This window comes from Rothia sp. SCPM-O-B-18226 (M350) (assembly GCF_058213595.1).
Genome location: NZ_JBYQJS010000005.1, coordinates 97,027 through 122,523, shown reverse-complemented (window position 1 = coordinate 122,523; position 25,497 = coordinate 97,027). Strand labels below are relative to the sequence as shown.

Below are 25,497 nucleotides of genomic sequence, written 5' to 3'. Positions count from 1 at the left end.
AATTGCGGCGTCTATGTTCGATATCTAGCGGTTGCCGTGCTGATCGGTTGCCGGTTCAGCCTCTGCAATATCTCCCGGAAGATCCGGATGCGCATGCGGCTCAGCCACAGCGGGCGGCTCGGTATCCACGGTGAGAAGGTCAGCAACCTCAGCAGAATGAGCCTCTGAGGAACCCTCAGCGTTCTCCTGCTCATCACGAGGCGGCTCGTACCAGGCCTGCAGCATATCCACCTGGTGGCGGCGGCCCGACGAACCAATCGCACGAATATGAATGCCGTCAATCTCAATCTCAGAACCAACAATCGGTACCATACCCAGGTGCTTGGCGAGCAGGCCGCCGACCGTGTCGACGTCCTCATCCTCCAGGTCGATACCGAAAATCTCGCCGAGCTCATCAATACCCAGACGAGCCGACAGACGGAACGTGCCGTCATCGTTCAGCGTGTACTCGGGGCGCTCGTGGTCGTACTCGTCAGAGATATCGCCGACCAGCTCCTCAATCAGGTCCTCCAGAGTAACCAGACCGGCGGTTCCGCCGTACTCATCAACCACAATCGCCACGTGCGTGGACTCGCGCTGCATATCGCGCAACAGGTCCATGGCGCGCTTCGTCTCGGGTTCGAATCGGGCCGGGCGCATGACCTCCACCAGGGTCGGCATGGGGGTACCCTCGGGGGCCTCGGAGTGCAGAATGTAGGCGCGCATCGAATCCTTGAGGTAGAGCACGCCCAGAATCTCATCGCTCGAATCGCCAATCACCGGCATGCGGGAGTAGCCCGAACGCAGGAACAGGCTCAGCGCCTCGCGCAGCGGCACGTCGCGACCCACGGTGAGCATATCGGTGCGGGGCACCATGAGCGAGCGGATGCGCAGGTCGTCCATCTCGAACACGGACTGCACCATCTGCGCCTCGTCGTCCTCGATGGTCTCGGCGTCGGAGGCTCGCTCCAAGAACTCGCGTAGCTCCTCTTCCTCGAACACGCCAGCGGGGGCCTCTGCCTCGCGGGCCGGGGCGATGCGCGTCGCGAGGTGATCGAGCAGGCCGGTCACGGGGGTCAGCAGCTTCGACAGGTAATGCACCGGGCGGGCCAGCACGCGAATCGACGAAACCGGGCGGTTGCGCCCCGCGGAGCGCGCCAGCACGTGTAGCACCGGGTAGCCGACGAAGGCAACCAGCACGAGGGTCAGGAACGCCGCGAGGACCTGAACGTCCACGAGCTCCAGCCAGAAAGTCATGGTTGCTAGCACCGCGGCCGCCGCCGCGATGAGGCGGGTCAGTCGCAGCGGGTGCGTGTACACCTCGGAGTCACCGTCGAGGGTGCGCTGCAGAACGTGTGCGCCGAGCGTGCCGGGATGCGCCTCCACGGCTTCTTCCGCCTCGTTGTGTGGCAGGTACGTGAAAGCGGTTTCGGCAATTGCGGCCACCACCGTGAAGCCGAGCGCCACGACAGCCAGCAGAATCGAGATGAAAATACCCATGCCGCTCCCCTAGTGTCGGGTCTCGACCGGTGCGGGTCGGCCCAGGAACTCTTCGAGAATCGAACGCTGAATACCGAACATTTCGGCTTCCTCTTCGGCGGTTCCGTGGTCGTAGCCGAGGCAGTGCAGAATACCGTGGGTGGTGAGCAGGCACAGCTCATCCAGGGTGCTGTGGCCCGCGTCCGCGCCCTGACGTGAGGCAACGGGCGGGCAGAGGATGATGTCGCCGAGCATGCCACTGGAGGGGTTTTCGGGGGTTCCCGGTTCCAGCTCGTCCATGGGGAAGCTCATCACGTCGGTGGGGCCGGGCAGGTCCATCCACTCGATGTGCACGCGTTCCATTTCGTCTTCATTCACGATGGCGATGGACAGGTAGGTGTCATCGGCAAGGTGCATGCGCTTGAAAGCGTGCTCGACGAGGCGGGTGAGCACCTCGGTGTCTACCGCCTCGAAGGATTCGCGGACGAACGCGTCGGTTGCCGGGTCAGCACCGGTTGCGGGCTCTTCGCAGTCGAATTCAATCTCTGCCACCGTTTAGCGTCCTTCCGGGGTGGTCTGTGCGTTGTCGGCGTCGGCCTGGCCCTTCTCGGCGTTCTTTTCGGAGCCGCCGTTGATGCCCGCGCGGTCCAGAAGCTTCTCGGCCGCGGCCTCGATGGTGGCGCGCTTGACCTTGCGGTTACGCTTGCGTTCCATGGCCTTCTGGTCCTCGCCCCACTGGTCGTAGGCGGAGACAATGTTCGAGACCAGGGTGTGGCGCACCACGTCGGAGGATTCCAGGATGCTGAAGTGAATATCCTCCACGCCCTGCAGAATGTTGCGCACCTGCTTCAGGCCGGAGGCGGCGCCACCGGGCAGGTCAACCTGGGTGATATCGCCGGTAATGACCATCTTCGAGCCGAAGCCCAGGCGGGTCAGGAACATCTTCATCTGCTCGGCGGTGGTGTTCTGCGCCTCGTCGAGGATGATGAACGCGTCGTTGAGGGTGCGGCCGCGCATGTACGCTAGCGGTGCGACCTCAATGGTGCCCGCCTCCATGAGCTTGGGGATGGTTTCGGGCTCGAGCATGTCGTGCAGCGCGTCGTAGAGCGGGCGCAGGTACGGGTCAATCTTCTCGTTGAGGGTGCCGGGCAGGAAGCCCAGACGCTCGCCGGCCTCCACGGCGGGGCGGGTGAGGATAATGCGGTTCACCTCGTGGCTCTGCAGCGCCTGCACAGCCTTCGCCATGGCGAGGTAGGTCTTACCGGTACCCGCCGGGCCGATACCGAAGATCACGGTGTTCGAGTCGATGGCGTCCACGTACTTCTTCTGGTTAATGGTCTTGGGGCGAATCGTGGTGCCGCGGGTGGACAGGATGCTCGTAGACAGCGAGTGCGCCGGGTTGCTCAGTTCGTCACCGAGCATGCCCATGAGGCGGTGGATCACCTGAACGGTAATCTGCGTGTCGTGGCTGGAGAGCACGCGCAGCTCGTTCAGCAGCTTTGCGGCGGTGTTGACGGCCTCGGAGGGGCCGGTGATGAGCACGTCCAGGTCCTTGGGGCGCAGGCTAATCTGCTCGAAGTAGTCCTCGATAATTGCCAGATGCGCGTCCTGCGGGCCGAGCACCGCAATCATCTCTGCGGCGCTCTTGAAGGATACGGTGCGTGCGGTCGACAGCGGTCGGGAGGTAGTCATATGGGCTCCTTGGCTAGTGATGTATTTACAAGTATAGATGTGCGTGATGCGTCACGCCCCGGCCGGGTTTAGCGGCGGCGCTCTACCAGCGGCCCAGCACCACGTTCAGGGTGCACATGGCGGCGGACCCGGCGGTGGAGGAACGCAACACCTCGTCGCCCAGCAGCGCCAGGTGTGCGCCGGTCTCGGTGAGGAGCTGCACCTCGCGGTCGCTGATGCCGCCCTCGGGGCCGACGAGCAGGTAGATTTCTTCGGGCAGGTTCTCCCCGCCCGCAAGCTTGGCGGCCTGAGCGCTCAGGCGTTCGGTCGCCTGCTCGTGCAGGATGAACACAGCAGAACCCTGCCCGGTGACCTCCTCGATAAGCTCCACCAAGTCGGTGGTGCTGTACAGGTCGTACACCTCGGGAATGAGCGCGCGGCGCGACTGCTTCGCCGCGGCGGTCACCGTGTTCTGCCACTTGGTGTGCGCCTTGGCGGCGCGTTCTCCCTTCCAGCGCACAATCGAACGGTCCGCGCTCCACGGCAGCACGCCGTACACGCCCAGCTCGGTGGCGGTCTCAATGGCGAGCAGGTCGCGACCGTCCTTCGCGAGCGCCTGCACCAGGTAGATGCGCGGGCTGGTGCGTTCTTCGCGGAGCTGCTCCACGCGCACGATGACACCGCGGTCGGTCAGAGAGTGCACGGTGCCCACGGCTCGGCGGCCGGTGCCGTCACCCAGGTCGATGCTCTCCCCCACTTCCATGCGCTTGACGAGGGCGTGCTTGCCCTCGGGGCCGTCCAGCTCGAAGGATGCGCCGGGGGTGAGGGTCTCGTACTCTTCGGCGCTGATGTAGAAGATGGGGGCGCTCATGGTGCTCCTTGGGTTCGGGCGGTGCTTCGTGCGGGAGGTGCGGTTCGACGCGGCTGCGAGGCGCGGTCGCCGTCTCGGGGCCGGCTCCGCGTAAACGCGGCGGATGCGGCGCCCACCGGAAAGGCCCGGCGGGTACCGCATCCGCTACAGAGATTTACTTGAACTGATCCTTCAGGCGGGAGAACAGGCCACCGCGCTGCTTGACCTGCGAGCCTTCGTTCAGCGGCTCGTTGCGCAGGGCCGCGAACTGGCGCAGCAGCTCGCGCTGTTCCTCGGTCAGGTCGGTCGGGGTCGTCACCTGAACGCGCACGAGCAGGTCGCCACGGCGTTCGGTGCCGAGCACGGTTGCGCCCAGGCCGTTGAGGGTAATCGTGTCGCCGCTCTGGGTGCCGGCGGGGATGCTGACTTCCTGGTCGCCGTCGAAGGTCTTCAGAGGAATGACGGTGCCCAGTGCCGCCGCGGCCATGGGGATGTTCACGGTGGTGACCAGGTTGTCGCCCTCGCGGCTGAAGTACTTGTCGCGCTTGACGTTCAGGTCGACGTACAGGTCGCCGTTGGGGCCACCGTGCAGGCCGGCCTCGCCCTTGCCGCGCAGGCGGATGCGTGCCTGGTCGTGCACGCCGGCGGGAATCGTGAAGGTCAGCGGCACGTCTTCGCGCACGCGGCCCTGGCCGTGACATTCGGGGCAGGGGGTCTTGATGACGGTGCCGTAGCCGTGGCAGTCGGGACATTCGACCTGCTGCATGACGGTGCCGAGGATGGACTGTACGCGGCGCTGCATGTAGCCGTGGCCGGCGCAGGTGGTGCAGGTTTCGGGCTGGGTGCCCTCGGCGGTACCTTCGCCGTTGCAGGACTTGCAGGTCACGGCGGAGCGGCGCTCGATGGTCTTCTCGACGCCGAACACGGCGTCCTGAAGGCTGATGGAGACGGTAATCAGGTCGTCCTGGCCCTGACGCACGCGGGATGCGGGGCCGCGTGCGCCCGCGCCGCCGCCGGTGAACATGTTCAGCAGGTCCTCAAAACCGCCGAAGCCGCTGAATCCGCCGCCAGGGTAGCCGCCGCCTCCGGGGTAGCCTGCGCGGCCCTGTTCGTCGCCGGTGGTGTCATAGTTGCGGCGCTTTTCGGGGTCGGAGAGCACCTCGTAGGCGAGGGTGACGCGCTTGAACTCTTCGGCAGCGTCCTCGGAGGGGTTCACGTCGGGGTGGAGCTGGCGCGCCTTCTTGCGGTAGGCCTTCTTGATTTCTTCGGGGCTGGCGTCGTTCGATACGCCGAGAGTCTCGTAGTGGCTCATGTGTCTGTGTTCCTGTTCCTCTCAAGATGGTGACGGCGCTCGATGAGTGCGCCGCCACCACAGTCGTATCAATTCTATGGGATAGTGTACGCGAGCCGATACAATGGCTAGGCTGAAAGGGGCCGCTCCCGCTATCCGCTTAATCCGCGGCGTGCCTGCGGCCCGGCGGCGGTTATTGGGCGCGGCGCTGTGCTGCGCATCCGGCGCCGTCTTCCCGCCCACCTAACCGGTCGTGTCCGCACCATCCGAAGGAGAATACCTTGAGTACCCACCACTCCCCCTACGGCTGGGGCGCACAGGATCTGAACGCAGACCGCCTGAGCCGCAAGGTCCCGCCCGCCCGCAAGGTTCCCCTGCAGCGAGGCTTGCTCATCGAGAGCGTGGACGGCTGGGTGGGCGAGGTGGTGCGCGCCGAACGCATCGGCGGTGCTATCTTCTTCGGTCTGGAGGACGCCAAAGGTCGCGTGAAGAATTACCCGCTCGGCACCGGCTACCTGATTGAGGGTGAGCCCGTTGAAATCATCGCTCCGGCACCGGCGAAGGCGCCCAAGCGCACGATTTCTCGTTCGGGTTCCATCGCCGTGAAGAACGCCCCCGCACGGGTTGCGCGTGCCTCCCGCATCTGGGTTGAGGGTCTGCACGATGCCGAGCTGGTGGAGAAGGTTTGGGGCCACGACCTGCGCGTTGAGGGCATCGTGGTGGAGCCGCTGCACGGTGTGGACGACCTGGCCGGCGCGGTGCGCGAGTTTGCCCCGGGCCCGGGCCGCCGCCTGGGCATCCTGGTGGATCACCTCATTGAGGGCACGAAGGAACAGCGCATCGTCGCGGAGGCGCTGGCCGTGCCGGGTGCGGCGGGGCACGTGAAGATTGTGGGCCACCCGTTCATCGATATTTGGCAGGCGGTCAAGCCCTCGGTTCTGGGCCTGAAGGCCTGGCCGCAGGTGCCGCGCGGCGAGGACTTCAAGAAGGGCACGCTGCGCCGCCTGGGCCAGCCGCACGAGACGCAGGCGGATGTGGCGCAGGCCTGGAAGCACATTCTTTCGCGGGTGGATTCCTACGCCGATTTGGACCCGACCCTGCTGGGGCCGGTGGAGTCGCTCATCGACTTTCTCACCGAGCCCGGCGCGTAACCGCGCTGTGCGGATGTGAGTTTGCTCAGAACCTTGCAATCCAGCGCATTAACCGCCGGCGGGGCTGGCTTGAGGCGGTACAATGGTGGAGCACCGATGCGGCCGCTCCATTGAGCCGCGGCGGTGCTTCACTACACTCAAGGGCCGTCACCACCCACACGGTTCGCCCCATTCGGGCGGATTCGCCGTTCGACGGTGACCACCACAAGATACTTCGATTGAACCAGGATTTTCGTGACTAACGACGCACGCCCGACCACCGGGCCTCAGAAAACCCGCAAGATTAGCGTGATTCAGGACCGTAACCGCGCGACTCTCGCGCATTTCGGGGGGATTCTCGGCATTCTTCCCTCCGCCGCGGTGTTCTACGTGAGCCGCCGTAACGCACCCTTCGCTGAGCAGGAAGCTTTCGAGGCCATGAACTTCACCCTCGTGCCCTCTCTGCTGATTGTTGTCTGCTTCATCCTGGGCTTTGTGCCCGGCCTGGGTAACATTGCCCTGGTGCTGGGGATGCTCGTGTGGCTGTTCATGGCGATTGCTTCGGTACGCGCCGGCATTGAGGTTAATCGCGGTGAGCCGTACAGCTACCGCGTGAACCCGCGCCTGCTCGACCGCGTGGTGAAGAGCAACTAGGTTAAAGCGCCAGGTCTGGCGACTAACGCCGAACCGGTTGCGTTCACGAACGCCGCACCGCATTTTGAATACTTAATTTGAATACTTAAGGGGCCCGCACCACTCGGTGCGGGCCCCTATCGTTTAAGTCTGCGTCTTCGGTGCCCGTCGGCTCGCCTCTCGAGTCAGCTCCCCCATCGAGTCTGCACGTTGGGCCATTAAGTCAGTTTCGTGCCGCCCGCGAACCGGCGGAGGCTATCGCGAATCCGGGAGAGGCACGTAAGGGCACTAAACGACCCCGCTGGAAATCGTTGTTAAACGATCGTGGGCCCCTGTTGCCAGGAGCCCACAACCGTATTCACTCAACTTCAGCAAAGACGAGAACACGCTGTTAGACATATACCGTCCTGCCGTGAACTATTATGGCACAGCCTAACCTTCAACCACAACTTGAGAAACGCTCTTTGGAGAAAGTTTTTAGGCCTTTGCGGCGGCTTCCAAAACCCGGTGATCGGCACCTCACGAAAACCCACTAAAAACCCACATACCTTTGAGCTAGTCCAGCGAAAATTTCCGAATCAAACCCAAAGATTCCACACCAAAGCCCACCGATACGCGGCCAAAAATCCCTCAGAAAAAATTTTAAATTTTTTCTCGCAACATTCGCGCGGCCCGGTGTAACTCAGCGAATACGCGGGCAGGTAGCCCTTCCTCACCCCACGCGTCTCTCTTCTGGCACACCCGGCGGCACGTGGGTTCGGCGAAACGAGGCCGCCTCCCCCGGCGTCCGGGGTAGGTGTCAGAGGGGCGGGCGCCTCCTTCCCCGAGCGTTTAGTCTTCGGCGGCCTCCGAGACCTCCGGCAGTAGCTCGCGCGTCACGGCGTCACCGAGCAGGCGACCCTTGAGGGTGAGGCGCACGTGCGCATCCGGGTCGGGCTCGGCGGAGGCGGTGAGCGCATCCGGTTCGATGAGCCCCTGGGAGACGAGCCAGCGCAGGGAGGCACCCAGCTGCACCTCATCGTGCACGGCGAGCAGCTCGCGCATCGCCAAGCCCTCACGCACACGGATCATGAGCATAATCGTCTCAAAAGCACGAGTGGCGGTGTCCAGCACCTCGCGTGCCGCCGCCGGGGACTCCCCCGCACGCACCTTCTGCGCGTACGGCACCGGGTGCTTCACGTTCCACCAGCGGGTACCGTTCACGTGCGAGTGCGCGCCGGGGCCGATGCCCCACCAGTCCTGGTTGCGCCAGTAGGCGAGGTTGTGGTCACTGCGGGTGTCCTCGCTACGCGAGTAGTTGGACACCTCGTACCAGTTGTAGCCGGCTTCGGTGAGGAGCTCCTCGGCGAGCAGGTACATGTCCGCCATGAGGTCTTCGTCGGGCATGGTGTACTCGCCGCGGCGAATCTGCGCGGCGAGCTTGGTGCCGTCCTCCACGATCAGCGAGTACGCGGAAATGTGGTCGGGCTCGTAGGAGATTGCGGCGCGAACGCTTTGCTCCCACTGGTGCAGGCTCTCCCCCGGCGAACCGTAGATGAGGTCCACGGATACCTGCAGGCCGACCTCCTTAGCCCAGGCGACGACCTTCGGTACGTTCGACGGCGTGTGGGTGCGGTCGAGTACCTGTAGCACCTCGGGCACGACGGACTGCATGCCGAAGGAGACGCGGGTGAAGCCGCCTTCCTTGAGGGTCTGCAGGTCTTCGCGGGTCACGGAGTCGGGGTTCGCTTCGGTGGTGACTTCTGCGCCTTCGACGAGGCCGAAGACGTCAATGGCTGCCTGCAGGATGCGTACGAGGTCGCGGGCGGGCAGTTTGGTGGGGGTGCCGCCTCCGAAGAAGACGGTGTGCATGGGGCGTTTTGCGACGCCGGATGCTTCGAGGGTGCGGGCGGCGAAGAGGATTTCTGCGATGGCGTCGTCGGCGTAGGTGCCGAGGCCGATGCCGTCGCCGAAGTCTTCGGTGGCGTAGGTGTTGAAGTCGCAGTAGCCGCAGCGTACGGAGCAGAAGGGGATGTGTACGTAGAGGCTGAAGTCGCGGTTTTCGCATCCTGCCGCGCTGGTGGCGGGGATGCGCCCGTCGCGGGGTGCGGGGGCGCCGGTGGGCTGGGCGGGCATTCTGCCTCCTGGAACTAGGTGTAGAGGTCGGGGGGATCAAATATGGGCACCGCGCATACGGCTACGCGGGTAGCATCAGCGGGCGGGGCGCATCAACGGGCGGGTGGCAAACAGACAGCGTGCAGAGAACCCGGCGGTACACGAGGCACCAGCCGGGTTCTCCACACAAACAGGTCGGCACACAGCCGGAAAAGCTACGAAGCGGCGAAGGCTACTTCTTCTTTTCCTTCTCCTCGCCCGAAGACAGTGCCGCAATGAAGGCCTCCTGCGGGACTTCCACGCGACCAACCATCTTCATGCGCTTCTTGCCTTCCTTCTGCTTCTCCAGCAGCTTACGCTTACGCGAAATATCGCCACCGTAACACTTCGACAGAACGTCCTTACGCATCGCGCGGATGTTCTCGCGGGCAATAATACGCGAACCGATAGCCGCCTGAATCGGCACCTCAAACTGCTGGCGAGGAATCAGCTCACGCAGCTTCGAGGTCATCATCAGGCCGTACGAGTACGCCTTATCGCGGTGAGTAATGGCGCTGAACGCATCCACCTTCTCACCCTGCAGCAGGATGTCGACCTTCACCAGGTCGGCTTCTTCCTCGCCGTCGAACTTCCAGTCCAGCGACGCGTAACCGCGGGTGCGGGACTTCAGCTGATCGAAGAAGTCGAACACAATCTCCGCCAGGGGCAGGCGGTAGCGCATCTCCACGCGGTCCTTGGAGAGGTAATCCATGCCGCCCATCTGGCCGCGGCGAGACTGGCACAGCTCCATGATCGCGCCAATGTACTCGCTCGGGGCAATAATCGTACACGCCACCATGGGCTCGCGGATGGTCGCGACCTTGCCCTCGGGGAATTCGCTCGGGTTGGTCACGCGCTTAGCGTTGCCGGCCTCATCCACCACGTCGTAAATAACGTTCGGTGCGGTCGAAATCAGGTCCAGGTTGAACTCGCGTTCCAGGCGCTCACGCACAATCTCCAGGTGCAGCAGACCCAGGAAGCCACAGCGGAAACCGAAGCCCAGAGCGGCAGAAGTTTCCGGCTCGTAAATCAGCGCGGCGTCGTTGAGCTTCAGCTTATCCAGCGCGTCACGCAGCGCCGGGTAGTCCGAACCGTCAATCGGGAACAGGCCAGAGAACACCATCGGCTTGGGGTCCTCGTAACCGCCCAGGGACTGTTCGGCGGGCTTCGCGGCGGAAGTAACGGTATCACCCACACGGGACTGACGGACGTCCTTCACACCGGTAATGAGGTAACCCACCTCGCCCACGCCTAGACCCTTCGACGGCACGGGCTCAGGGGAAATCACGCCGATTTCGAGCAGGTCATGCTCAGCGCCGGTGGACATCATCTTAATCTTCTGACGCGGCTGCAGGCTACCGTCCACAACACGTACGTAGGTGACCACACCGCGGTACGAGTCGTACACCGAGTCAAAAATCATGGCACGCGCCGGGGCGGATGCATCACCCTGCGGGGCGGGAATCGCCTCCACAATGCGGTCCAGCAGAGCCTCAACGCCCTCACCGGTCTTACCCGATACGCGCAGAACCTCGTCCGGCTCGCAACCAATCAGGTTCGCCAGCTCCTCAGCGTACTTATCCGGCTGAGCTGCGGGCAGGTCAATCTTGTTCAGCACCGGGATGATGGTCAGATCGTTCTCCATCGCCAGGTACAGGTTAGCCAGGGTCTGAGCCTCAATACCCTGGGCGGCGTCCACGAGCAGAAGCGCACCCTCACACGCGGCCAGGGAGCGGGAAACCTCGTAGGTGAAGTCCACGTGGCCGGGGGTGTCAATCATGTTCAGCGCGTAGGAGGTGCCGTCAACATCCCAGGGCATGCGCACGGCCTGAGACTTAATGGTGATGCCGCGCTCACGCTCAATGTCCATGCGGTCCAGGTACTGCGCCTTCATATCGCGCGGGGCAACCACGCCGGTGGCCTGCAGCATGCGGTCCGCGAGGGTGGACTTACCGTGGTCAATGTGGGCGATAATGCAGAAGTTGCGAATAATCGCGGGGTCGGTCGCCGCCGGAACGGGCGGGTTCTTCGACATGGGTGCCAATCACATCATCCTTTCGAGATGCTGGCTGCGGGTATGGGCATAGTTACCTATCATTTTCCCATACCCGCGGCCGATGCGCGAACAGACCTAGCGTTCCGAAGAATCCTCCGCGACTCCCGCACCACCGTCTGCCGGGTTTTCGGCCTCGGATGCGCCGCTGAGGGAATCCAGGTAGCCCTCAATATCCTCGGCAATCACCTCGCCGGAGACAGTGCGCAGAGTCGAATCCATCTTCTGCTCAATCTCACGCACTAGCTCAACCTTCTCGTAGTCCTTCGCCATTTCTTCGGCGAGCTCCGCCTCCCACTCATCAGCGTGGGTACGCAGGCGGTCGTACTCCTCAGACTCGACCTTGATACCGAGGATGACCTCCAGCGCCTCGATCAGGCTCACAACCGCGCGCGGGTTCTGCTGGTCAAAGCTCAGATACCCCGGGATGCTCATACGCAGCATGACCGATGAGGGCAGGCCGTGCTCGGCGGCGAGCGCAGACATCGCCATCGTCACCGAGGTAGAACCGGTGAAATACTCGTGCAGAATACCGGGGATTGCCGCCAGCTTCTCGTCGTGAGTGGTCAGCGTGTACGGGTACGGACGGGTGTGCGCCACCTGATCTTCGAAGGTCTCAACAAAGATGGCGTGATCCACGTGGAGTTTCTTCACGTACTTAAAGAAGCGGGTCATGAACCGCCGCATGCACAGGCTGGGGGCGGGGCCGGTCACCACGAGCAGGCGCAGGCGACGTTCCGGGATGGTGACCATGTTGTAGAACATCTTGGGCCACACCAGGACCGTGGATTCGGAGTCGTCGCTGTTCTGTAGCTGCGGGGCGACGGAACCGTAGTCGTAGAAGTCGTCCATGTCGAAGCCGGGGCTCTCATCGCACGGGTCGAACGCGCGGTGAATCACGTCGAGGGCGTCCTCGCCGTTGCCCGGGGGTTCCTTCGCGGAGTTGAAGCCGACCAGCATGACGGTCGTGTAGTTGTCCTCCTCGGAGGATTCGCCCAGGCCCAGCTTGCCGAGCAGTCCCTTCTTCGCGGGCTGTTCTGTGGAGGCGGGCTTGGCGAAAGCGTCAAAAAGTCGGGCGGGCGGGAAGTTCGGCTGGCTCATCGTTGTCCTTAGCTCGTGGTCGGTGGTTGTGTGGTGTGTATCGGCGGTGTTCAGTCCCCCGGTGCCGTCTGTACGGCACTATTGCTAGGGCGCGGGTGGTGTGCAGTACCGCCGATAGTTCCCACTATACGGGCTCTTCCGCGACCCGCAAGCGGTTTCGTCACCGGGCGGGCGCCTCCCCGAATCTGTGCGTCATAAAACCACAGCGTGCGGGCATAGCAAAAGGCACCCTGCCACTTAGCAGGATGCCTTTCACAAAAGTTATAAGGAGTTAACCGGTGGTGCCCCCGAGGTCTTCTAGACCGAAGCACAAAAGCCGCGGCCGCCCGAGCATTATTGCCGCACCAATAGGTGAGGCTCAGGGTTTCAGAGGGGTCGTTTAACTCCTTAACCCCAAGTGTACACGAAAAAGAGACCCCCTGCGTTCCCCTTAGAGGAGGGGGAACACAGGGGGTCTCTGCCCTTAAACCAGAGAGGTACTCACGCACCCCGCAAGTTTTAGAAAGCCTTGTTTACCAGCGCAGCAAGACCGGACTTCTTGTTTGCAGCGGTCTTCTTGTGCAGAACACCCTTGGAAACAGCCTTGTCCAGCTTACGGTTCACAAAACGCAGAGCCTCAACAGCAGCTTCCTGGTTCTGTGCCTCAACAGCAGCCTTGACCTTGCGGGTCGCGGTCTTCAGCTCGGACTTTACAGCGTTGTTACGCAGGCGAGCCTTCTCGTTGGTGAGGATACGCTTCTTCTGAGACTTAATGTTAGCCACAATTAAACTTTCTGTTTTGTCTTATTGGTCGGTGAGGGCGACGCTGGCCGATCATCGACTGAGCGGCGTGGGGATGCCTATGGCAACCGGCCAGCAGTGCCCGATGACCATCGGACACTCAACCACACATAATACCAGATGAACAGCCTCCACAACAGACCCCCGCGGAGAGAAAAATACTGTGAAAACCGCTACACGCAGCCTCCACATCCGGCGCAGATTACCGGCACCAGTCGCCGGTGAAACTACCGGCACAGGGCGTTAGCCGTTATGGCGAGTCCACGCACGCTCAATCAGGCGGAACGTATCCTCCGGCATAATCGCACCCTCACGGCGCATCGCATCCGGGCGAACACGAATCACACGGTTCAGCTTCACCTCAGAGGCACGGCCCTGCGGATCCCACGGACCCGAACCAATATCAAGGTAGTTCGAATCGGCGTGCTCACGGTTATTGTGATCCTTGCTGGTCATCATCAGCGCCAGCAGGTACTCACCGTCACGACCCACCAGGATCACCGGGCGGTCCTTACCCTGCGAGTGGTCCTCCTCGAAGGGAACCCACGTCCACACGATTTCACCCGGGTCGGCGTCGCCGTCCAGGGAGGGCGAGTACTCAAAGTTAATCATGTCGCGGTAATCGCCCGGGTAATCCGAACCGTCGGATGCGACGGTCGCAGCCGGTGCGGACGGCTTGGGCGCGCTGGTCTTTGCCGAGGAAGGCTTCGGGGCGCTCGGCTTGGGCGAAGTCTGCGAGGACGCGCGGCGTTCCTCGCCCTTCGATTCGTGCGAGCCGTCGGAGCCCTTAGAGGAGGCCGCCTCGTTGAGCATGTCCTCCGCCGCCTCCTGCAGGTGGGGCAGCAGGGCAAAGAAAATTTTCTTCAGGAATTCAAGCATGCGCACCATTATGCACTAGTCGCGGGCGGGCAGTGCAATCGCCAACACCGCGCGCTCCACGGCGTACACCGCATCCTGCGATTCTCCCTTGAGCTGGGCGTCGGCATCGGCCAGAAGCTGCACGATATGCGCCAGCTGGGCGCTGGTGAAGCGGCGGCCGTCTCGCTGAGCCTGCTCAACCTGCCACGGCGCCATGCCTACCTCGCGCGCCAGCTCGTTGGCGCTCATACGCACGTGGTGCACGCGCGCAATATTGCGGATACGCATGGAGAGCGCGCCGAGCATCGGAATCGGCTCCGTGCCGGTGGCCAACGCGTGGCGGAGCAGGCGCAGGGCCTCGGGAGCGTTACCCGAGATGGCGGCGTCACTCACGCGGAACGCGGTGACCTCGGTACGGCCGCCGTAATAGAGGTTCACGGATTCCTCGGTGATTTCGCCAGGGATATCGGCGAGCAGTTGCTGGCAGGCGGCGGCCAGCTCGGCGGTGTCCGATGCAGCGGCGGTCAGCAGGGCCAGCGCTCCCCCGGTGATGGGTCGGCGGGCGGCCGAGAACTCGCTGGCCAGGAACTCGCCCTTCTCACGGTTGGTTTTGAGCGCCTTGCAATTGACGAGCACAAACTGGGAGCGCACCAGGTCGATGAGCTTCTTGCCTCGGTTGCCGCCCGAGTGGTTCAGGATCAGCATGATGTCCGGCTCGGGAGCCTTCAGGTAGGCCAGTGTGTCGGTGAGGAAGTCCTCGCTCATGGAGGCGACGTTCTCCACCTCAATGATTTTGGCCGAACCGAAGAGTGAGGGGGACGCCTGCAGGGTCAGCTCCCCCGCCGTGTAGGTTGCGGCGTTCATCTGCACGCGGTCCACCTCGGGGTGCGCCTCGCGGAAGAGCTCGCGCAGACGTGCCGCGGCGCGGGAGGCGAAGTACTCCTCGGGGCCGTAGAGCATGACGGCCGACGCGGGCGTGACGGTACGCCAGGCGGTGTCGAGGGCCGGGCCGCCGCGGCGGCTGTATCCTCCTCGGCCACGCTGGGGTGTACGCTGACCTGCCACGCTCATCACTCGCCTTCTGTTGGGTTTGTCTCGCGGGGTTCCGCTGAGTATCCATCATAGCCTCTCCGCGCCGGTTGCCTCCTTTCTGCCGGTGATATTTTCGTCGGTACCTCGCGTGCCGGTGCTCCGCGCGACGACCCGCAGGTAGCGGCGGTGGGTTACGGTGCGGTAGCGGCGCGCATCCGCCCACCAGAGCAGTGCGCTGAGCCCCGCAACGACCGCGATGCTCAGGAGCACCGCAGGGAGGTCGTTCCCCGGCTCCCAGGGGTTTCCGGGGGCTTGGGCCGCGGTGACGGCGATGCGTTCGATGCCCGCAGCCGCGAGACCCCCGACGCGCAGGCAGAGGTCGGCCAGGGGCGTCATGCCCGTCGCGAGGAATCCCAGGGCGGCCAGCCCGGCGAGCATGCTCACCGGGGCGAGGGGGGCCGCCGCGAGGTTGGCTGGGACCGCGTAGAGCGGCACCTTACCGCTCATCGCCAGGATGAGCGGGGTGCACCACATGGAGGCCACGATGGGGGTTGCAAGCGCGTGAGCCCATAATCCCGGCAGGGCGCGCATGAAAAGGCGCGCCAGGGGCGGGCCCAGCAGGATGAGCGCGGCGGTGGCCGTGACTGAGAGGGCGAATCCGGCGTCCAGGGCGCGATGAGGTGCCAAGAGCAGGCAGGCCAGTACGGTAACCTGCAGTGCGGCCAGCGATTGGCGACCCGAGCCGCGCAGTAGGGCGTAGGCACCGAGCAGACCCATGGCGAGGGAACGTACGACCGATCCCTCGTTCTCCAGGAGTGTGGCGTAGGTGAGTACCGCCGCGATGCCGCAGAGCACCACGGCCCGGCGCGGGACGCTCAAGAGGCTCAGCCTGCGTACGAGCGGAGGGAGGGTGGCGCTCGGTGCCGGGTCGGTGGAGGTGACCGTCGCGTGCCTAGTGCCGTCGTGCCTCCTCGGACGGGTGAGTGCACCACCCCACCCGGCGATACCGTGCCGCAACTCTCCCAGCCTCCTCAGCCGCTCGGCCCAGGAGCGGCAACGCAGATAGCCGGTGGCGATGCGGTAGGGCCGCACGTGTAGCATCAGGCGGTAGGCGGCGGCAAACATGAGGGCGATGTTCGCCCCGGAAACCGCCGTCAGGTGGCTGAGCCCGCTGAGCTTGTACTCTTCACGGATTGTGGCGCTCATGAGGGAGTCGTCACCGTAGGCCGTGCCCAGAACGATCGCTGCCGAGTCTGCCCCGAGAACCTCCCGGCCGTGGGCTCGTAGCCGCTCCTTAAGGCCGGTCAGTATGCCTCGGGGGTCCGCGCCACCGGGGTTACCGCTCGTTGAGCTGTTGTTCTGTGCGAAGAGCGTTCCGCGCAGGCGAGCCGTCGCGGTGAACGGGCCCTCGCCGAACTCCACGGTGCCGATAGCCGTCACCCTCGTTCCGGGTGGCAGCTGCCGACTCCCCGAGCCTCCCCTCGCGTCTTGGGGAGTCTTGCCGGAGGTCGTGCGCGCGTACACCCGCACCCGCTCGTTGACCGCGGCCCGCACGGCACGGCCCTGTACCTCCTCCAGCCTGATGACCGTCAGGGTGGTGCGCGGATCGATAGGGCGCACCTGTTCCACGACGCCGCTCAGGCGAATGGACCGGCCCTGAGCCTGGTGCAGGGTGGCGCGGGAGGCATCCACCCCCGTGGCGCAGAGCAGCACCGCCTGCGCGACGATGACGCAGGCAACCAGCACCCCCTGGCCCGCAAGGCGGAAGAGGAAGGGCCCCCGTGCCTTCGCGAGGCGCGAATCCGCCCCACCTCTCGGCGCCAGCAAGGCTATAGCCAGGCACCCCAGCACCCCGATAAGGGCGCACGCCGCCGGGTGGAGTACCGACCATGTTCCACGGTTTAGGGCCAACGCGGTGAACCCCCAGAGAGTAAGCGTGGCCGGGATGAGACGCAGGTCCAGGTGGATGAGGCTCCCCTGGGCTCTCAGCTCCTCGCTGCCTCGGCGTTCTGCCCACCGCTCGGCCTGCACCGCCCAGCCGTGCCGAAGGCTGCCGTAAAGGCCACGCAGTCGATTGCCTCCGCGGGCCGGGGTGCACAAAGTACGAGCCATCAGACCGTCACCAGCGGACGCAGGGTCTCGAGCAGGGTCGGGCCGATGCCGGGCACCGCATCCAGCTCATCCACGCTACGGAAGCCGCCGTGGGCCTCACGCCAGGCGATGATGCGCTGGGCCATGGCCGGGCCGATGCGCGGCAGGCTCTGCAGCTGCTCGGCGGTCGCGGTGTTGATGTTGACCGGGGCTGAGGCGGCGGAAGTACCCGTGCCGCCGGAGGGGGTGAGGGTGCGCTGAGGCTGTGAGCCTCCTCGCTGGGGTGTACCCTGAGCCCCTCCCTGCGCGGTGTTGGGTTGAATGGGCGCCGGAGCGGCGGTTTCCCCTCGGCGCGGAACGTAGAGCTGCATGCCGTCGGTCAGCTCGCCGGCGAGGTTCACCCGATCCAGGTCGGCATCGGTGGCGGCCCCGGACGCGGCGGCGATGGCGTCCACGGCGCGGCCGTTCGCCGGGAGGGTGTACACGCCGGGGTTATTGACGGCCCCGGCCACGTGCACCCGCACCTCGGTCGCCTGACTGGGCTGGGGCGTCGGATGCGCACTTTCCGCCACCTGCCCGCTCACCTGCGCGGTGCCCGAAGCCGGTGCGGGCACCTGGGCTACCGGCTCGCTGCGGGGCGCCGCCGAGAACTGCGAGACTCCCCAGATGACGACCGCCAGGACGATGAGCGCCACGAGTACCAGGGCGCGCGGCGAGATGCCCCAGCGCGTTCTGCGGGTGGTGCCGGGCGCATCGGCCTCTTCCCAGTCCTCCCAATCGTCCCACTCTTCCAGAGCGCCCGATTCGTCGGGGGCCTCCGGGCTATCCTCGGCGCGGGATGCGCTGCCCAGGCGCACGGTGTCTTCCCGGTCGCAGTCCGGAATTGCCTCGGCACGCCCCGAAAGATTGGGCCCGACGGGCCCACCGCTTTCGGGGGCCGCGGGGGCCGCGAGGTTCGCAGGTTCCGAGGCGCGCCCGGGCGTGCGGTACAGGCCGTTCATGAGTTCGCGCGCTGTGCGCGGCGGCACCCCGGTCGGCGTGGTGACGCCCGGTGAATCTGCCACGTGGTACCCGTATTCGGCGGGGACGTCTTCGTCGGCGAACTCGTTGAAAGCCCGCTCGGACGAGGAATCTTCCCGCGGCGGGAGATTCTGAAAGGAAGTGCGGTGGTTGGGGGTCATGCTCGTCATACCCCCACACTAGGCTTGCGCGCGCGGCTATTCCGGAGCGCAGAAAAGCCTGTGGATAACGCTCCTTCCCCGGCGGGAAAAGGCGCTATCCACAGGCTTCTTTTTGAAAAAATCTACCCTTTTATTCAAATATGCACGGCGTGCACACGTAACACGGGGGCCAAAACATAACGGCTAAGTCGCGGGTTTTCGGCGTTCGTAAAACCTTCCGCAGCCACAAAATAGTTCGGAGCCCACACGAGTTCCTGGATATCCACGGGAGCCCCCGTGAGAGCACGGTTTCCGTTACGGCGCTCCCAGGCAATTACCCGGTCAGGCAATTACCCGGTATCCACGCTGGCCCCGGCGCCCACAAAATAGTTCAACACCCGTGAAATCGTCCGGCGGCTCTACCCGCTCGCGGCCGCAGCCCGCGACGCCCTAGTCCTCGCGCGGCAGCTCGGTACCGGGAATACCCAGCTCGGCGGCGCGCTTATCGGCCATGACCAGCAGGCGGCGAATACGGCCCGCAATCGCGTCCTTCGTCATGGGCGGCTCGGCCAGGCGACCCAACTCGTCCAGAGAGGCGTGCTTGTTCACCACGCGTAGCTCCCCCGCGTAACGCAGGTGTTCGGGGGCCTGATCGCCCAGAATTTCGAGGGCGCGCTCCACGCGGGCGCTGGCCGCCACGGCGGCCTGGGCGCTACGGCGCAGGTTAGCGTCATCAAAGTTGGCCAGTCGGTTGGCGGTCGCGCGCACCTCCTTGCGGGTGCGGGCCTCACGCCAGGTGGTGAGGGTGCCGGTCGCGCCCATGCGCTCGAGCAGTTGCGCAATGGTCTCGCCGTCGCGCACCACCACGCGGTCGGTACCGCGCACCTCGCGGGCCTTCGCAATGATGTCGAGGCGACGGGCGGCACCCACGAGAGCCAGGGCGGCCTCGGGGCCGGGGCAGGTAAACTCCAGTGCGGAGGAACGGCCCGGCTCGGTCAGGGAGCCGTGCGCCAGGAATGCGCCGCGCATGACGGCCTCCGCATCCTGCAGGGAACCGTTGACCACGGCCGGCGGCAGGCCGCGCACGGGGCGACCGCGCACATCCAGCAGACCGGTCTGACGGGCCAGGGCCTCGCCGCCCTGATCCACGCGCACCACGTAGCGGCCACCGCGGCGCAGGCCGCCACCGGTGACGCTGGTGAGCTCGGAGTCGTGACCGTAAATCTCAGAGATAATGCGGCGCATGCGGTGGGCGGTGGGCTCGTGATCTACCTCAGATTCCACCACGATTCGCCCCGAGACAATGTGCAGACCGCCGGTGAAGCGCAGAATCGTTGAAATCTCGGCCTTGCGGGCAGAGATTTTCGGCGCGTCATAGCTGGCGAGTTCGTCTTTGACGAGGGTGGTCAATGCCATAGGTTGGTGTCCTTCTGGGCGGGTAGTCGGCACGGGTGGCCGGAAAAGTTCAGTCTGGTAAAGTTCGGTGCGCCGCTTCCTGAGCGGGCGAAGAAAACCTCTAAGCGCTCAGCTCGAAGGTTTCGTTGTACGCGGAGGCGAGCTTCAGCGGATCGTGCACATCCGGCCGGGTGCTCGAACGCAGGTGCGCCCACACGACCTTCGCACCCATCGAGGCGGCCTCGCGCTCGAGTCCCGCGCGGTGGTCGGTCTGCATGTCGGCGTCGGCAATCACGGCGTCCAGGTGCAGCTTGGACGCGTACTGACGCAGAAGCTCCAGGTGGGTTGCCGGGGTGAACCCCACGGTCTCCTTGTCGTCGGAGAGGTTCATGACCACGCATCGGCGCGCCTCCGTGCGAATAATCGCCTCGCGCTGGGCGTCCAACAGCAGGTGCGGCAGAACCGAGGTGCGCCACGAGCCGGGGCCGAGCACAATCCAGTCGGATTCCTCAATAGCGGAGAGCGCCTCCGGGCAGGGACGCGCGTGCTCCGGGGACAGGCCAATATCGTGCACGCGCTCCTCCTTGGAGAGGTTCACCTGCCCCACAACCTTGACCCGCTCGATTCCGCCACCGGAGTGCTCGCGCAGCACGGTACCGTAAATCACCATGGGGTCCAGCGCCATGGGGAGCACGCGGCCGCGGGCGTTCAGCAGGGCGCCCGCCCAGTCCAGGCCGGCCACCGGGTCGTCCAGCAGCTGCCAGAGCGTCGCAATAAGCAGATTACCGAGCGCGTGGTAGTCCAGGGGAAACTCCCCCTCGTAGCCTTCGGGCGCGGCGAAACGGTGCTGCATGACGTCGCGCCAGGTGCGGCCCCAATCGGTGTCGTCGCAGAGCGCCGAGAGCGCCATGCGCAAATCTCCGGGAGGAAGAATACCCATCTCCTCACGCAGGCGACCCGAGGAGCCGCCGTCGTCCGCCACGGTTACCACGGCCGTCAGGTCGGGGGTCACGTGGCGCAGAGCCGAAAGTGATCCGTACAGGCCGTGCCCGCCGCCCATGGCCGTCACCTTCGGTGAACGGTGCGTGGTCTTCAGCAGACGCAGAGCCTGGGTCGGGAGCGCGGGTAGGCGGGGAATCCCCTGAGTGTCATAACTGGTTGAATGAGTGTTCATAGTCTGTATCTCACATACCCGGAAGCGGCCGGCCCTCCGCTCGGTGCGCGAAGGGCGACCGGTAGCTGATTATGGGTTGCCGGTCAGTACTGCGGGGCTATTCGCGGCCCTTGTCGCGGTGCTGCACGTTCACGTTGACATCGGGGAAGGCGGAGAGGCGGCGGGCCAGCTCCTCGGTCACGGCCACCGAGCGGTGCTTACCACCGGTGCAACCAATCGCGATGGTGGCGTAGTACTTACCCTCGCGGCGGTAACCCTCCAGCACGGGACGCAGGGCGGCCAGGTAGTTGCTGATGAACTCCTCGGTGCCGGCGTGCTCCAGCACGTAGTCGCGCACGGGGGCGTCCTGGCCGGTCAGCGGGCGCAGTTCGGGTACCCAGTGCGGGTTCGGAATAAAGCGCATGTCGGCCATGTAGTTGGCGTCCGAAGGCGCACCGTACTTGAAGCCGAAGCTCATGACGGTCAGGTTCAGCTTCTTGTCCGCACCCTCGGCGAACATCTCGCGCACGGTGCGGGCCAGCTCGTGAACGTTCATGCCGGTCGTATCAATCGTGCGGTCCGAGGCCAGGCGCAGGCCTTCGAAGAGGGTGCGCTCGGCGCGGATGCCGTCGAGCACGCGGCCCTCACCCTGCAGCGGGTGCGGGCGGCGCTGAGCCTCGTAACGGGCGATGATGGTCTCGTCCTTGGCATCCAGGAAGAGCATGGAGAAGTCAATATCGGACTTGCGCAACGTCTCGATGGCGGCCGGCAAATCAGAGAACAGCGCGCGGGCGCGCACGTCAATACCGAGAGCCACCTTCGGCACGCGAGCGCCGTCGCGGGTCACCAGCTCGGCCAGGGAACCGAGCATCTGCGGAGGGATGTTATCGATAACGTACCAGCCCTCGTCCTCGAGCACGTTAGCGACGGTGCTACGGCCCGCACCGGAGATGCCGGTAATCACCAGAATCTGCGGGCGCTCATCGCTCTGGACGGAATGTGCGGCGGCATGGTGCTGATTGTCTGCCATGGTGTCTCTTCCCCTTTGACGCGAACTACTCTATAAGCCATGATACAAGACCTTGATTAGACGGTCCGGGCCCGTGCTCACATATTTCAGGACATGACAAAAAAGAGTCGCCCCTCCCCCCATCTCCCCCGAGCGTTAACGCGAAACGACCCGCCGCAAAGAATGCGACGGGTCGAATGTTCCGCTCGTGAAAAGCGCCGTAAAAATGTTATGAAAACGTTGGGGAGAGCGCCACGAATCTGCTCGGATGCGTCTGCCGCGGGAACGGCCACGGGCTAGGAGCAGTCCGGGCCGAAGAAGCCGCTCACGTACTCCAGCAGGCGCACCGAAACGTCCTTCTTCGAGCCGATCAGCACCGGCTCCTCATCGGTCAGCGCAGAGAGCAGGGTAATCGTGTTATCGTCCGTACCGAAGCCCAGGTTCACGCCCACCGTGTTCACGGCCAGGAAGTCGGCGCCCTTGCGCTGCATCTTCTCGCGGCCCAGCTCCAGCGGGGTCTTTTCTGCCGAGCCGGTCTCCGCGGCGAAACCCACAATAATCTGCGGGCCCATGCAGGTCTGACCGGCCTCCCGAGCCTGAGCGCGACGCACCACAACCTCACGCAGGATATCGGGGTTGCGCACCAGGTTGATGACCGGCGCATCCTCGGAATCGGCGCTCTTCTTAATCTTGAACTCGGCGAACTCGGCGGGCCTGAAATCGGCCACCGCAGCGGACATCACCAGAACGTCCGCGGATGCGCTCGCCTCCAGGACGACCTCGCGCAGCTCCAGGGCGCGCTCAACGCGGGTCACCCGCACACCCTCGGGGGCGGGCACCTCAATGTTCGCGGCGATCAGGTGCACGTGCGCGCCCAGGTCGCGGGCCGCCTCGGCCAGGGCCACGCCCTGCTTGCCGGTCGAGCGGTTACCCAGGTAGCGCACGGGGTCGAGGGGCTCGCGGGTGCCGCCGGCGGTAATCACCACGGTGCGGCCGGCCAGCGGACCGGATGCGGCGGGCACCTCCCGGGCCGCGCTCTCGACGGCCTCGGGGCCGCCATGACCGTCGATGCTCACCGAGCCCAGGGTCGCCATGCGTGCGGCGGCCGCGCGCTCCTGCTCCGTATCGGCGTACAGGGGTTGGGTCGGGGCGTAGCCGGGCGTGTACACCGGGTGCGTAGAACGCTTCGGGAACCGCGCGATGACCTCCTGCGCCAGACGGAAGATGTCCTCGGGTTCGGGCATGCGGCCGGGGCCGGAGTCCGGGCCCGTCAGACGGCCAATCGCCGGCTCAATCACGTGGTAGCCCCACGAACGCAGGGTCTGCACGTTCGCGCGGGTCGCCGGGTTCTCCCACATCTGCGTGTGCATGGCCGGGGCCAGAATCACGGGCGCGTGCGTGGTCAGCACGGTCGCCGACAACAAATCGTCCGCGCGGCCGGCAGCCAGGCGGGCCAGCAGGTCAGCGGTGGCCGGGGCAATCACCACGGCGTCGGCCTGCTCGGCCTGGCGCACGTGGTTCACCTCGGGCACGCGCTCGAACACGTCGGTCGAAACGGGGTTGCCGCTGAGCGCCTCCAGGGTGGGTACCCCCACGAACTTGGTCGCGTTCGGGGTGGGCATGGCGATAACCTCGTCACCATTCTTCGCAAAAAGGCGAAGGAGCATCGCCGCCTTGTACGCGGCGATGCCCCCTCCCATACCAACGATAATGCGCATGGTACGTCAGATAATCCTTAAACTAGCCGGTCGGCTCGTTACTCGGCGTGGTCGTCGAGGATGATCTCTTCAATCGCGATGACCTCGTCGCTACCGGCGGGAATGTACTCCTCCTCGATAGCGTCGGGGTACTCGGTGACGCTGAAGTCAATCAGAGCGTTCGGCTCTTCAGCAATCGGGTAACCGTCCTCGTTGAACTTGGTGCCGGGCTTGTGCTCAGCCTCAACGCGGTCGGTAATGATTTCGCGCATAGCAACCGACAGGGACTTCTCAGTCGAGTCAGCGTCGACCAGCGGGCCGATGTGAGGGTTCTTGGAATCCTGCAGGTTAGCGTAGTACGCGTTGATCTGGCGGGCGCGGCGGGCACCGAAAATCACCAGGCCGTACTTGGACTCTGCCTTCTCGATCAGCGAGTCTGCGCTGGGGCTCACGATGCCCTCGGGAGTAACGCCGTCAACGAAGTTGTAGTCCTCGTGTTCCTTGATTTCGTTTGCCACTAAAAACTCCAAAGATCTTGATGGATGTACGTACCGAACGCCCTTCGCGGGGTGCCCACGCTCGGATTCGGGCGGGCGCGGGAAGGGCTCGGTCAAAACTAAAGAACTATTCTACCCTCTCGGCGGCCAAAAAGCACGTACCGGATGGTGGAGAAGACGCAAAGGGGCGGGTCACGCTATTTTTGCGTGACCCGCCCCTCACGGCGGGAGACCTACGCGGCGCCAATCAGCTCGGCAATTTCCCGAGCCGCACGCTCCACGCTGTCGTTCACCACCGTCACGTCAAATTCCTTCTCGGCGGCCAGCTCAACCTTCGCGGTTTCCAGACGGCGAGCCTGCTCCTGCTCACTCTCGGTACCGCGGCCCTTCAGACGCGACACCAGCTCATCCCAGCTCGGCGGGGCCAGGAAAATCAGGCGAGCGTCAGGCATGGTCTCACGAATCTGGCGAGCGCCCTGCAGGTCAATCTCCAGAATCACCGGGTGACCGGCGTCCAGAGCCTCCTGCACCTTAGCGCGCGGGGTGCCGTACTTGTTCTTTCCGTGCACCACCGCGTACTCCAGCATCTGGCCGTCGGCAATCATCTGATCAAACTCGTCCATAGAGACAAAGTAGTAGTGAACGCCGTCGACCTCACCGGGGCGAGGATCGCGAGTGGTTGCGGACACCGAGAACCACACCTTCGGATAGTTCTCGCGAATGTACTGGCACACCGTACCCTTACCAACGGCGGTGGGGCCGGCCAGAACGGTCAAAGTCGGCTGAGACATAGCTTCCTTCCAGATGCGCCGCCGCACGCGCGGGGCGCAAACACTTTAGGACTGAGAAGATTCAGAAGACTGAGCAGCAGTCCTGCGACGTGCGCGGTTGAGATACCGCGAATTACGGTTGAAGTACTCCACCATCTTGCGACGCTGGTGAACGCCAAGACCACCCAGACGGCGGGTCGGCGCAATATGAAGTTCTTCAATGATGCGTTCTGCTCGAACGGCACCAATGCCCGGAAGTGCGCGCAGCATCTGCCCCACCGGCATTTTAGCCAGTGCAGGGTCGGAATCGACCATATCGAGAACCTGACGTACGGAAAGCTCACGTTCACTCAGTGCACGCTTAATTTCCTGGCGGTGTGCTCGGGCAAGTACTGCCTTCTCGCGGGCGGAGGCGCGCGCATCCTCGGTTAGCGGAGTCAGCGGCATGGTTGGGTCCCCCATTTCTGCGAGTATTGAATTTTACTTATCAACTAATGTATCACGAATGTCTCGGGAGGCCCCGCTCCATTCGCGGTGCTCCCCACGCACCAACAATGCGTCTACGCACGTCAGCACGTAAATTCCGGAAGCACTCTTCCTAGCATAGCGGAGTCATCGCCCGATCAAAAGCCACGCACGGGCGGGACCGATACTGTTTGGTCACACTGCCGGATGCGCGGCCCCTCCCCTACCCTCACGAGTCCCTCCGCAATGGCCTGAAAACGCCACGGCACT

General features: G+C 64.5%; 22 protein-coding genes. 2 read left to right on the top strand and 20 right to left on the bottom strand.

All coding sequences use genetic code 11. The features are described from left to right. Positions 1 to 24: 24 nt before the first annotated feature. The 5 genes from AC3E6W_RS08370 to dnaJ form a co-directional block, all read right to left on the bottom strand. Positions 25 to 1,479 carry a hemolysin family protein gene (locus AC3E6W_RS08370; protein ID WP_490652852.1) on the bottom strand — a complete coding sequence of 485 codons (1,455 nt, stop codon included), beginning with the start codon at positions 1,477 to 1,479 and terminating at the stop codon, positions 25 to 27. A 9-nt stretch (positions 1,480 to 1,488) separates the two neighbouring features. Next, positions 1,489 to 2,010: an rRNA maturation RNase YbeY gene (gene ybeY / locus AC3E6W_RS08365; protein WP_490652851.1), complete on the bottom strand. Its 522-nt coding sequence runs from the start codon at positions 2,008 to 2,010 to the stop codon at positions 1,489 to 1,491. 3 nt (positions 2,011 to 2,013) lie between these two features. Then, complete coding sequence (locus tag AC3E6W_RS08360) at positions 2,014 to 3,150, bottom strand: PhoH family protein (protein ID WP_490652850.1); 1,137 nt, start codon at positions 3,148 to 3,150, stop codon at positions 2,014 to 2,016. An 82-nt stretch (positions 3,151 to 3,232) separates the two neighbouring features. After that, positions 3,233 to 4,000, bottom strand: coding sequence for a 16S rRNA (uracil(1498)-N(3))-methyltransferase (locus AC3E6W_RS08355; protein ID WP_490652849.1), 768 nt, complete (start codon positions 3,998 to 4,000; stop codon positions 3,233 to 3,235). A gap of 154 nt (positions 4,001 to 4,154) precedes the next feature. Next, complete coding sequence (dnaJ, locus tag AC3E6W_RS08350; RefSeq protein WP_490652848.1) at positions 4,155 to 5,291, bottom strand: molecular chaperone DnaJ; 1,137 nt, start codon at positions 5,289 to 5,291, stop codon at positions 4,155 to 4,157. A gap of 260 nt (positions 5,292 to 5,551) precedes the next feature. Here dnaJ and AC3E6W_RS08345 point away from each other — a divergent pair, with 260 nt between their 5' ends. Both AC3E6W_RS08345 and AC3E6W_RS08340 read left to right on the top strand, forming a co-directional pair. Continuing rightward, a complete protein-coding gene (locus tag AC3E6W_RS08345) occupies positions 5,552 to 6,421 on the top strand; it encodes a DUF3097 domain-containing protein (RefSeq protein WP_490652847.1) in 870 nt (289 codons plus the stop codon). Between the two features lie 234 nt (positions 6,422 to 6,655). Then, complete coding sequence (locus tag AC3E6W_RS08340; protein ID WP_049334209.1) at positions 6,656 to 7,054, top strand: DUF4870 domain-containing protein; 399 nt, start codon at positions 6,656 to 6,658, stop codon at positions 7,052 to 7,054. Positions 7,055 to 7,864: 810 nt separating this feature from the next. On the opposite strand, the gene hemW is transcribed toward AC3E6W_RS08340, so the two are convergent. The 15 genes from hemW to mihF form a co-directional block, all read right to left on the bottom strand. Next, positions 7,865 to 9,148 carry a radical SAM family heme chaperone HemW gene (gene hemW / locus AC3E6W_RS08335; RefSeq protein WP_490652846.1) on the bottom strand — a complete coding sequence of 428 codons (1,284 nt, stop codon included), beginning with the start codon at positions 9,146 to 9,148 and terminating at the stop codon, positions 7,865 to 7,867. A gap of 211 nt (positions 9,149 to 9,359) precedes the next feature. Then, positions 9,360 to 11,201 (bottom strand): translation elongation factor 4, encoded by a 1,842-nt coding sequence (gene lepA / locus AC3E6W_RS08330; protein ID WP_490652867.1) that lies wholly within the window; start codon positions 11,199 to 11,201, stop codon positions 9,360 to 9,362. A 96-nt stretch (positions 11,202 to 11,297) separates the two neighbouring features. Further along, positions 11,298 to 12,320 (bottom strand): PAC2 family protein, encoded by a 1,023-nt coding sequence (locus AC3E6W_RS08325; protein ID WP_490652845.1) that lies wholly within the window; start codon positions 12,318 to 12,320, stop codon positions 11,298 to 11,300. A gap of 498 nt (positions 12,321 to 12,818) precedes the next feature. Continuing rightward, positions 12,819 to 13,082 carry a 30S ribosomal protein S20 gene (gene rpsT, locus AC3E6W_RS08320; RefSeq protein WP_049346199.1) on the bottom strand — a complete coding sequence of 88 codons (264 nt, stop codon included), beginning with the start codon at positions 13,080 to 13,082 and terminating at the stop codon, positions 12,819 to 12,821. Between the two features lie 261 nt (positions 13,083 to 13,343). Beyond that, positions 13,344 to 13,979 (bottom strand): type II toxin-antitoxin system PemK/MazF family toxin, encoded by a 636-nt coding sequence (locus tag AC3E6W_RS08315; protein ID WP_490652844.1) that lies wholly within the window; start codon positions 13,977 to 13,979, stop codon positions 13,344 to 13,346. Positions 13,980 to 13,994: 15 nt separating this feature from the next. After that, a complete protein-coding gene (gene holA / locus AC3E6W_RS08310) occupies positions 13,995 to 15,023 on the bottom strand; it encodes a DNA polymerase III subunit delta (protein WP_490652843.1) in 1,029 nt (342 codons plus the stop codon). A 54-nt stretch (positions 15,024 to 15,077) separates the two neighbouring features. Further along, positions 15,078 to 17,102 carry a ComEC/Rec2 family competence protein gene (locus AC3E6W_RS08305; protein ID WP_490652842.1) on the bottom strand — a complete coding sequence of 675 codons (2,025 nt, stop codon included), beginning with the start codon at positions 17,100 to 17,102 and terminating at the stop codon, positions 15,078 to 15,080. Beyond that, the gene (locus AC3E6W_RS08300) at positions 17,102 to 18,271 is read right to left on the bottom strand and encodes a ComEA family DNA-binding protein (RefSeq protein ID WP_490652841.1); all 1,170 of its coding nucleotides are present in this window, start codon (positions 18,269 to 18,271) and stop codon (positions 17,102 to 17,104) included. Before AC3E6W_RS08300 ends, AC3E6W_RS08305 begins: the two co-directional genes overlap by 1 nt. Before the next feature lie 420 nt (positions 18,272 to 18,691). After that, positions 18,692 to 19,657: a DNA-binding protein WhiA gene (gene whiA / locus AC3E6W_RS08295; protein ID WP_049334251.1), complete on the bottom strand. Its 966-nt coding sequence runs from the start codon at positions 19,655 to 19,657 to the stop codon at positions 18,692 to 18,694. 100 nt (positions 19,658 to 19,757) lie between these two features. After that, positions 19,758 to 20,810, bottom strand: coding sequence for a gluconeogenesis factor YvcK family protein (locus AC3E6W_RS08290; protein WP_049334252.1), 1,053 nt, complete (start codon positions 20,808 to 20,810; stop codon positions 19,758 to 19,760). 97 nt (positions 20,811 to 20,907) lie between these two features. Next, positions 20,908 to 21,819 carry an RNase adapter RapZ gene (gene rapZ / locus AC3E6W_RS08285; RefSeq protein ID WP_049334253.1) on the bottom strand — a complete coding sequence of 304 codons (912 nt, stop codon included), beginning with the start codon at positions 21,817 to 21,819 and terminating at the stop codon, positions 20,908 to 20,910. A 275-nt stretch (positions 21,820 to 22,094) separates the two neighbouring features. Continuing rightward, positions 22,095 to 23,516, bottom strand: a complete 1,422-nt coding sequence (locus tag AC3E6W_RS08280) for a bifunctional phosphopantothenoylcysteine decarboxylase/phosphopantothenate synthase (protein WP_490652840.1) — start codon at positions 23,514 to 23,516, stop codon at positions 22,095 to 22,097. 38 nt (positions 23,517 to 23,554) lie between these two features. Then, a complete protein-coding gene (gene rpoZ, locus AC3E6W_RS08275; protein WP_490652839.1) occupies positions 23,555 to 24,013 on the bottom strand; it encodes a DNA-directed RNA polymerase subunit omega in 459 nt (152 codons plus the stop codon). A 212-nt stretch (positions 24,014 to 24,225) separates the two neighbouring features. Continuing rightward, complete coding sequence (gene gmk, locus AC3E6W_RS08270) at positions 24,226 to 24,783, bottom strand: guanylate kinase (RefSeq protein ID WP_049334256.1); 558 nt, start codon at positions 24,781 to 24,783, stop codon at positions 24,226 to 24,228. 45 nt (positions 24,784 to 24,828) lie between these two features. Beyond that, positions 24,829 to 25,209 (bottom strand): integration host factor, actinobacterial type, encoded by a 381-nt coding sequence (mihF, locus tag AC3E6W_RS08265; RefSeq protein ID WP_049334257.1) that lies wholly within the window; start codon positions 25,207 to 25,209, stop codon positions 24,829 to 24,831. Positions 25,210 to 25,497 lie beyond the last annotated feature (288 nt).

What these genes read in the sequence shown, in the direction of transcription:
- gmk (WP_049334256.1), bottom strand. Translation starts at nt 24,783, where the DNA reads ATGTCTCAGCCGACTTTGACCGTTCTGGCCGGCCCCACCGCCGTTGGT.
- AC3E6W_RS08355 (WP_490652849.1), bottom strand. Translation starts at nt 4,000, where the DNA reads ATGAGCGCCCCCATCTTCTACATCAGCGCCGAAGAGTACGAGACCCTC.
- lepA (WP_490652867.1), bottom strand. Translation starts at nt 11,201, where the DNA reads ATGTCGAAGAACCCGCCCGTTCCGGCGGCGACCGACCCCGCGATTATT.
- dnaJ (WP_490652848.1), bottom strand. Translation starts at nt 5,291, where the DNA reads ATGAGCCACTACGAGACTCTCGGCGTATCGAACGACGCCAGCCCCGAA.
- AC3E6W_RS08315 (WP_490652844.1), bottom strand. Translation starts at nt 13,979, where the DNA reads ATGCTTGAATTCCTGAAGAAAATTTTCTTTGCCCTGCTGCCCCACCTG.
- AC3E6W_RS08360 (WP_490652850.1), bottom strand. Translation starts at nt 3,150, where the DNA reads ATGACTACCTCCCGACCGCTGTCGACCGCACGCACCGTATCCTTCAAG.
- AC3E6W_RS08305 (WP_490652842.1), bottom strand. Translation starts at nt 17,102, where the DNA reads ATGGCTCGTACTTTGTGCACCCCGGCCCGCGGAGGCAATCGACTGCGT.
- mihF (WP_049334257.1), bottom strand. Translation starts at nt 25,209, where the DNA reads ATGCCGCTGACTCCGCTAACCGAGGATGCGCGCGCCTCCGCCCGCGAG.
- AC3E6W_RS08290 (WP_049334252.1), bottom strand. Translation starts at nt 20,810, where the DNA reads ATGAACACTCATTCAACCAGTTATGACACTCAGGGGATTCCCCGCCTA.
- rapZ (WP_049334253.1), bottom strand. Translation starts at nt 21,819, where the DNA reads ATGGCAGACAATCAGCACCATGCCGCCGCACATTCCGTCCAGAGCGAT.
- AC3E6W_RS08280 (WP_490652840.1), bottom strand. Translation starts at nt 23,516, where the DNA reads ATGCGCATTATCGTTGGTATGGGAGGGGGCATCGCCGCGTACAAGGCG.
- AC3E6W_RS08325 (WP_490652845.1), bottom strand. Translation starts at nt 12,320, where the DNA reads ATGAGCCAGCCGAACTTCCCGCCCGCCCGACTTTTTGACGCTTTCGCC.
- whiA (WP_049334251.1), bottom strand. Translation starts at nt 19,657, where the DNA reads ATGGCATTGACCACCCTCGTCAAAGACGAACTCGCCAGCTATGACGCG.
- hemW (WP_490652846.1), bottom strand. Translation starts at nt 9,148, where the DNA reads ATGCCCGCCCAGCCCACCGGCGCCCCCGCACCCCGCGACGGGCGCATC.
- AC3E6W_RS08300 (WP_490652841.1), bottom strand. Translation starts at nt 18,271, where the DNA reads ATGACGAGCATGACCCCCAACCACCGCACTTCCTTTCAGAATCTCCCG.
- AC3E6W_RS08370 (WP_490652852.1), bottom strand. Translation starts at nt 1,479, where the DNA reads ATGGGTATTTTCATCTCGATTCTGCTGGCTGTCGTGGCGCTCGGCTTC.